This window comes from Chloroflexus sp., assembly GCF_034435895.1.
GTDB lineage: Bacteria > Chloroflexota > Chloroflexia > Chloroflexales > Chloroflexaceae > Chloroflexus.
Genome location: NZ_DAOTWH010000019.1, coordinates 1 through 7,637 on the forward strand (window position 1 = coordinate 1; position 7,637 = coordinate 7,637).

7 protein-coding genes, 1 tRNA gene and 2 pseudogenes are annotated in these 7,637 nt (G+C 63.0%); 3 read left to right on the top strand and 7 right to left on the bottom strand.

The window, feature by feature from the left end; all coding sequences use genetic code 11:
• From U9R81_RS01040 to U9R81_RS01050, 3 genes and pseudogenes are all read left to right on the top strand, one after another.
• Window positions 1-248, top strand: a pseudogene (locus tag U9R81_RS01040) (hypothetical protein); the annotation flags it as partial.
• A gap of 138 nt (window positions 249-386) precedes the next feature.
• On the top strand, window positions 387-680 hold the full coding sequence (locus tag U9R81_RS01045) for a hypothetical protein (RefSeq protein WP_322493689.1): 294 nt from the start codon (window positions 387-389) through the stop codon (window positions 678-680).
• A 15-nt stretch (window positions 681-695) separates the two neighbouring features.
• The gene (locus tag U9R81_RS01050) at window positions 696-944 is read left to right on the top strand and encodes a zinc ribbon domain-containing protein (RefSeq protein WP_322493690.1); all 249 of its coding nucleotides are present in this window, start codon (window positions 696-698) and stop codon (window positions 942-944) included.
• Window positions 945-1,410: 466 nt separating this feature from the next.
• Here U9R81_RS01050 and U9R81_RS01055 read toward each other — a convergent pair.
• From U9R81_RS01055 to U9R81_RS01085, 7 genes and pseudogenes are all read right to left on the bottom strand, one after another.
• Window positions 1,411-1,505: transfer RNA gene (locus tag U9R81_RS01055), tRNA-Sec, on the bottom strand.
• 249 nt (window positions 1,506-1,754) lie between these two features.
• Window positions 1,755-2,669, bottom strand: a complete 915-nt coding sequence (locus U9R81_RS01060; protein WP_322493691.1) for a diacylglycerol kinase family protein — start codon at window positions 2,667-2,669, stop codon at window positions 1,755-1,757.
• A 198-nt stretch (window positions 2,670-2,867) separates the two neighbouring features.
• On the bottom strand, window positions 2,868-4,058 hold the full coding sequence (trpB, locus tag U9R81_RS01065) for a tryptophan synthase subunit beta (protein ID WP_322493692.1): 1,191 nt from the start codon (window positions 4,056-4,058) through the stop codon (window positions 2,868-2,870).
• Between the two features lie 262 nt (window positions 4,059-4,320).
• Complete coding sequence (locus tag U9R81_RS01070) at window positions 4,321-4,671, bottom strand: hypothetical protein (protein ID WP_322493693.1); 351 nt, start codon at window positions 4,669-4,671, stop codon at window positions 4,321-4,323.
• Between the two features lie 81 nt (window positions 4,672-4,752).
• Window positions 4,753-6,252: a UDP-2,3-diacylglucosamine diphosphatase gene (locus tag U9R81_RS01075; RefSeq protein WP_322493694.1), complete on the bottom strand. Its 1,500-nt coding sequence runs from the start codon at window positions 6,250-6,252 to the stop codon at window positions 4,753-4,755.
• 385 nt (window positions 6,253-6,637) lie between these two features.
• Complete coding sequence (locus U9R81_RS01080; protein ID WP_322493695.1) at window positions 6,638-7,312, bottom strand: phosphoribosylanthranilate isomerase; 675 nt, start codon at window positions 7,310-7,312, stop codon at window positions 6,638-6,640.
• Window positions 7,305-7,637: pseudogene (locus tag U9R81_RS01085) on the bottom strand (NYN domain-containing protein); the annotation flags it as partial. The pseudogene U9R81_RS01085 and the gene U9R81_RS01080, both read right to left, overlap by 8 nt.

Here is a 7,637-nt window from a genome sequence, read left to right on the forward strand (position 1 = left end):
GCAACGACATGGAGCGCCGCCAGTTTGAGGCGGACATGACCATCCTCGAGATCGAGGTGGTCTACAGCGGTGAGCCGGAGAAGCAGGCGCCGCAGTACCGCAAGCTCCAGCGCGGTATCAAGGGCGTGTTGGCCGAGTGGGAGAGCGATGAGACCAGCCAGCGCACCTACAAGCGCCACCGCTACCGTGCTCAGCAGGGCAAGTGGCGCGGCGGGAACATTCCGTATGGTGTGCAGCCTGACGGCTAGGGCTGGTTCGATCCCGACCCGGAGAGCTACGCGGTGCTGCTCTGGATTCTGGGCAAGCGCGGCGAGGGGATGAGCTACCATACCATCGCCCGCATGCTGAACTAGGGCATCGTGCTTGCGGAGAGCAGTGAGCCGCAGGTGTCACCAACGCCCGGGCTGCTGAGCTACCAGCGCCGGCCCTACTTGGAGCGCCAGGATCCCGAGACGGGCGAGGTGATCCACGAGCCGCGGCGCGTGCCGGCGGGCACATGGATCGCCTTTACGGTCAATGAGATCTGCCAGAAAGCGGTCGATGGCGTCTACGCCGGAGTGCTGCGCTGGGGCGAAAACGCAAACCGGTTCCGCGAGGATGCGGACGGCAACCTCAAACGGCCGGTGCGCGTCGAGACCGGCAAGCCGCTGGTGCCGGAGTCATTGCTACAGCGCGTCTAGGGGGTGGAGCTGGCGGTGAAGGATGGCGAGGCCGACACGGTCTCACCCTTCAATTCCTACCTGCTCGCGTCGCTCCGCTGTGGCCTGTGCGGTGAGGCCGTACACGGCTACACCAGTACCAAGTACAAGGGCGAGAAGAAGTACTGCTACCGCAAGTACCGTTGCGCCGGCCGGGTGAACAAGCCCGGCTCCTGCCAGCTACCGATGTTGAGCGCCGAGGTGCTTGAGCAGGCGGTGCTGGAGGTGGTGCTGGCCGATCTCTAGGCGCGTAGCTAGGAGGCGCTGCTCGCTGAGATCAACGCGGCGGTTGAGCGGCGCCGGGCGAAGCTGGAGAAGGCGATCGAGCTGGCCGAGGAGCGGCTGGCTGAGCTGGAGCGGCGGCGGGGCGCGGCGCTCGACGCGCTCACCTTTCAGCTTAAGAACGCCTCCGAGCGGGTGCGCGCCGCGCTGGCCGAGCAGGCCGACGATGCGCTCGCCGCCTGTGACGAGGCCGAGGAGCAGATCCGCAAGCTCCAGCTGGGGATCGAGGTGCTGGATGAGAAGGTACGGTCGATTGAGCTAACGCTGACCGACCCGTTTCTGGCCCCCGCGCGCTGGAACGAACCTGAGGCCCACTTCGCGCTCAAGCGCGCCCTCAACCTGCTGGTCCACGGGATGACCGTGCGGCAGGAGGGGCCGGGCTCCTACTACGTCGAGGTTGAGGTTTATGAAATTCGTGAAAGTGGCTCGTTCGAGAGCGCGTGGGAGTCGAACCCACCGGCGCAGTTCGTCACTCCGCCCAACGGTTTTGAAGACCGCGGCAGCCACCGGGCCACATACGCTCTCACCGCTGATTGTAGAGGGCGCAACCGCCCTTGTCAACCGAACGCCATGTAGAGACGGACTGCCGTCCGTCTCCCCTAACGCAGAGGCCGCAAAGAATCTACACGCAAAGGCGCAAAGGACGCAGCGGTCGCAAAGGAATGTGATGGAGGGAACTACCAGCGCGCTCGTCCGCAACCACCAAAAAACCTTCGCGACCTTAGCGTTCTCTGCGCCTTTGCGTTTGAATCCTTAGCGCCCCCTCTGCGCCTTCTACACCACCAATTGCACGGCCCGCGGCAGCACTTCGACCTCGACCCGCTGCGCCGCCGTCGCAATCACCTCGCCATCGGTTGCCACCGGGATCGGCGTCGGGCACGTCACCTCAATCCGGCGAGCGCGGGCCATCGTCACCTCCGGCTCATTGGTATGCACCCCGCGCATCAACAGCGGAATCTTGCGCAGCGCGCGCAGAATCGGCATCGTATCCACGATACACAAATCGAGCAGACCATCATCCAGCTTCGCGTCCGGCGTCATCCAGAAGCCGCCGCCTTGGCACCGCCCATTGCCGACACTGGCAAAAAAAAGCTGGCGACTAACCCGCTGCCCATCGAAGCGCACCGTCATCGGGCCGGGACGGTAGGTAGCCAGCGCCTTCAACACCGCGATCAAGTAGACCGCAAAGCCGCGCAACCACTTGATCTTCAGACTCTCGACCGCCACCGCCGCATCGAGACCCATCCCCAACCCGTTGATAAAACAGCGGGTGAGCTTCAGCCGGCCTGCTTCCACCCGGATCCGGCCCACATCAATCGCCTGCACCCGGTTGGTCGCCAGCCGCTGCACCGCGCCGGCAAAATCGCCGGGGCGCACGCTAGGCAACGATTTCACGAAGTCGCTGCCGGTGCCGAGCGGGATAATGCCCAGCGGAACTTGCCCGCCTTTCCGGCTATCAATGATCCCGTTCACCACCTCATTGATCGTGCCATCGCCACCCACCGCCACGAGCCGGCTCGTGCCACGGTTCATCGCCTGTATCGCCAGCTCGGTCGCGCCGCCGCGCGCGTGGGTGGTGACAATCTCGTATTCAATCGCGTGCTTGCGCAATTCAGTTTCGATCGCGCCCCGCCGCCGGCCCGCCAACCCGCGCCCCGCCGCCGGATTCAAGATGACTGTCGTTGTCATACGTGTACCCTGTAGAGACGGCCGTCCGTCTCCCGCACGCAAAGAATGGTACACGCAACGAAGATCGCAAAGAACGCCACATAATGTAAAGGTGGTTTCCTAGTACGCTTATACCCCACCATAAAAACCCTCTGCGTCCTTAGCGTTCTCTGCGCCTTTGCGTTAAAACATCCTCTGCGCCTCTGCCCCCCTGCGCCTTTAGATTTCGACCCCTAACAGATCAGCGACGGTGAAGATATCTTTGTCACCCCGTCCCGACAAATTTACCAAAATCGTCTGCTCAGGCCGCATCGCCGGCGCCAGCTTGATCGCCTCCGCCACTGCATGGGCGCTCTCTAAAGCCGGGATAATCCCCTCCAGCTTTGCCAACAACTGAAACGCAGCCAACGCCTCGTCATCGCTAGCCGCCGTATACGTTGCTCGCCCGCTATCGTGCAGCCATGCATGTTCGGGGCCGATGCTCGCGTAATCCAACCCGGCGCTCACCGAATGGGTCAGCGCAATCTGGCCGGCTTCGTCCTGCAACACATACGAATAGGTACCCTGCAACACGCCGGGGGTCGCGGCGCGGAAGCGGGCCGCATGCTCGCCGAGCCCCTCGCCTCTGCCACCGGCCTCGACGCCGCGCAACACTACTTCATGATCATCGAGGAAGGGGTGAAAAATGCCGATCGCGTTCGAGCCGCCGCCAACACAGGCCACCACCACATCCGGCAACCGGCCCGTCGCAGCGAGCATCTGCTCGCGCGCTTCCACCCCGATCACCCGCTGAAAGTCGCGCACCATCGTCGGGTAGGGGTGCGGCCCCAACGCCGATCCCAGCAGATAATAGCTGTCGGGGTTTGTCACCCAATCGCGCATCGCTTCGTTGATCGCATCTTTCAGCGTGCGCGAACCGCTGGTCACGCCGCGTACCTCGGCCCCCAGCAGCCGCATGCGGAAGACGTTGGGCCGCTGGCGGGCCATGTCATCCACTCCCATATACACCACGCACTCAAGGCCAAGCAGCGCGCAGACCGTTGCCGTCGCCACGCCGTGCTGGCCGGCGCCGGTCTCGGCAATCACCCGCCGCTTGCCCATGCGCTTCGCCAGCAACCCCTGCCCCAGCGCATTGTTGATCTTATGAGCGCCGGTGTGGGCCAAATCCTCGCGCTTGAGATAGATCCGCGCCCCGCCGCAGTGGGCCGTCAACCGCGCCGCAAACGTCAACGGCGTCGGCCTGCCAGTATAGGTGCGGTGCAGCGCCGCCAACTCCTCCCAAAACGACGGATCGGCCTTCGCCGCCTCGTAGGCCTCTTCCAGCGCACTGACCGCCGGCATTAGCGTTTCCGGCACATACCGCCCGCCATACGGGCCGAATCTCCCCGGTCGCGAAATCACGTCCTGCATAACCACACTTTCTAGACGAGATCACGTAGAGACGGACGGCCGTCCGTCTTCCGCAAAGGCGCAAAGAGTAGAAACGGACGGCTGTCCGTCTCCTGTAAAGGGGGCAAAGACGCAGAGATTCTTAACGCAAAGACGCGAAGATCGCAAAGGTCGCTAAGAATTTGAAGGGGGGGACTTCGAGTGGGCTTGGGCATCCAAACCATAACAAACCCGCTGCACCCTTCGCGTCCTCCGCGCCTTTGCGTTTGAATCCTCTGCGCCTCTACTTCTGGATCAGGCTTTCGTCTTTGTTCTTCTCACCCTCTTCCAACAACATAATCGGGATACCGTCCTCGATCGGGTAGCGGTAGCCGTTGCGCCGGTTCACCAGCCACTCCTTGCCGTTCGCATCCACCATCAGCTCAACCGGCCCCTTATCGCCGGGGTCGGCCAGCATGCTGAGCAGTTCCGGGCTAATGCTCCCCCGCTGCCCGCCATTGGCAGCCGTATTGTTATTCGTTGCCGGAGTCAGGTCAAACACGCTGTCCTCCTGATATTGGCGCACGGCCCGGAAGATGGCAATCGCCAGCCCGATTACCGCCGCAATCCCCAATACGCGCAACACGTTCTTCATCGCTTCCTCCTCATCTCAATGTGCCGGATATATCCACTGGCAGCCAACCGTGTCTGCCCTATTTCCCCACTCCCTATCTCCCTACTTTCCCCATTGTACACGACTTTGCCGGCGCTGCCGCGGCGGTTCCTCGTCGTACCACGGTGGCGGCGGCTGATCAGGCCCATACCACACCAGCAGCCGTCCGTGCGGCGTACCATCGTTGCCGTTGGTGATTTCGAGAAACGGGTAGCGTTGGCGTGGTCGCCGCATCGTCTCCACGTCAAACACCACATCCGTCCACGTGCCGGCATTGATATAGCAACGACCATTGCCAAGATCGATCACTCGCGCCACATGCGTATGCCCGCACACAAATAGCCGGTCGTCACGGTAGGCCGGCTGGCGAGCCAGCAGCGCAATGTCGCGCGCAATTTCGTCGTTGAACGCGGCCACTTCGCGACTCGCTTGCCGGCGCGCTTCGTCGCGCACCTGATCAACCATCTCTGGCAGATCGCCCACCGCTTCGGCAGCCGCCCCAAACTGGCGCGCCATCGCCTGATGGCGCGCCACCCGCCGCCGGCGTAACGCCGCAATCGGCGACCACAGCACGATCAATGGCGACCGTTGCAGCCATTCGTCCGGCTCACTCGACAAGTGATGCGGCGGTGCCCACGCCGTGACTTGCAAAAAGCCGATTACGCCGCGGGTGACAAACCGCCGCGCCGCCGGGTCGCGCAGCCGTTGCAAGCTGATTAAGTACCAAAAAAACGCCGATGACGGTTTGATATTGTCAACCAGCGGCGCGAGCGGAAAGGGGTCTTCTTCCAATTCGTTGATCACCTCTTTGACCAACTGGGTGCCGCGCACCACCTCAAACGGCTCGCTGATGCTGGCAAAATTGACAAACCGGTTCCACGGGTCAAATTGGTTGCCATGCACGATATAGACGCCACCGCCGTGGTAGCTGATCCCAAACCGCAGCCGCGGATCATCCGGCGGCAGGCCCAGCGTTTGTCGCAAGACTTCCTTAGCCGCCGGGTAGTGTAGTTCAAAGTCGTGGTTGCCGATTAAGATCGTTAGCTGGTTGCCGGCTTGTTGCGCAAACCGGCGCAGAGCCGCAAACACACCGGCATGCGCGACAATGATCGCCTGCAAGCGCCGGGCAGCGGCCCGTTGCGACCATTCATCATCGGCCACGTCGGGTAGGCTGATCTGCAAAAACTCGAAGGTGTCGCCGGCGAGAATCAGTTCGGTCGGTTCACGTCCAACGTAGTGATCGAGAAAGGCGATCAACGCCTCATCATCGCAAAAATCATCGCGCCGGTCGCCGCCGCCCAAATGCAGATCGCTGAGCACGATCCGCCGGCGTTTGGCGTCAATCTCCTCCGGCCCGATCGGCGGTGTGGCGTAAGGGGTGGGCCGGATGCGCACCCGCCGGAAGCGCAGCACGATCCAGCGTAAGGTCAACAGGAGCGCAATCGCGATCGCGAGCCGGATCAGCAGCGTAAGCAGCCAGATGGCAATCCGGTGCGCAGCACCAGCGGCAGAGTCGATCGGACGCGCAGGCCGGCGAGTTGGGTTGTCCGGTTGCATCCGCATGCTGCTATCCTCTGCCATCGCTTCTCACGTAACGCATCGTTATGCGGGTTGCTTCAGTCTATGGACGCCGATGACGCTGCCGCACACCACGTCGAGCGCCGCAAGTTACCACGCCTCTACCAACTGCTGCCCATTGCAACACCGCAATTACTGCCCAAAGCTGCTCCTTTGAGTAGCGAAAAGAAATTTGGTCGATCACAACCGTTGATCGCTATACAATGCCTCGAAGCCCAGTTCTACGCTCTCCTCTCTCGCGCCAGTGGGAGAGGGGTTGGGGATGAGGGCCAGCAGCCCGCGTAGCGGGCTTCGTATCCCTAGCCCGGCCCTTCAAGGCCGGGCGCCGGATCAGAAGTTCTGTCCGCCCTTGAACCCTACTTTCCGCTCCCTACTCCCTATTCCCCACTTCTTGCGCTCGCACCGCGCGCACAAACGCCGCCATCAAGCCCGCGTCCTTCTGCCCATCCCGCTCCACGCCGCTGCTGACATCCACCCCCAGCGGATCGACCGCCGCAATCGCTTGCGCCACATTATCCGGCGTCAACCCCCCGGCCAGCAACGTTGGCGCGCGCCGGGCTAATTGCGCCGCTCGCTCCCAATCGGCCCGTTGGCCGGTACCGCCATACGCCCCAGCGACGTGCGCGTCCACCAGCGCCGTCAACGCCGGCAAACCGGGGCCGGTCACCGCCCCCGCCGCTGCGATCCGCGCCAGCCATGCCGTTTCATTCGCGTCGCCAGTCATACGGATGGCCTTCAGCAGCGGCAGACCGGTTTGGTTGGGAAAATCAGCCGGCTCATCGCCGCTCAACTGAATCGCTTCCAACCCCGCCGCAAGAGCGATCTGGCCGATCACATCAGCCGTCTCGTTGACAAACAACCCCACAATCAACGGGCGCGGCGGCGGCAAGGCTCGCACCGCCGCCGCAATCGCTTGCGCTTCCGCCACCGTCACTTGCCGGCGACTCGGCGCAAACACCAACCCGATCAGATCGGCGCCGGCAGTGGCGGCTGCCAGCGCCAAATCGATCGTGCGTAGACCGCAAATTTTGATCAACCTACTCACTCGTCTTCAGGGTGTAATAGACGCGGCGATTCCGGGTGGTGCGCTCGAGCATACCGTGATGAATGGCTTGCTTGAGCATCGTGCGGTTCTCTTCCGTGGTGCGCGGCATGCTATGTTGCTTGCGCGCCGCTTGCAATGCGCTCAACAGTTGCTGGAAGGTGGCCGGTTTACCCAGCGCCTGCACCGTGTGGCGGAACAGCTCCCACTCTGCAGCGCTGAATTCGAGCGTGAGGTCAACGTGACCGGCACTGCCATCGGTGACTGGCTCGGCAGCACCCGGCTCAGCGGCAGCACCCGGCTCAGCGGCAGCACCCGGCTCAGCGGC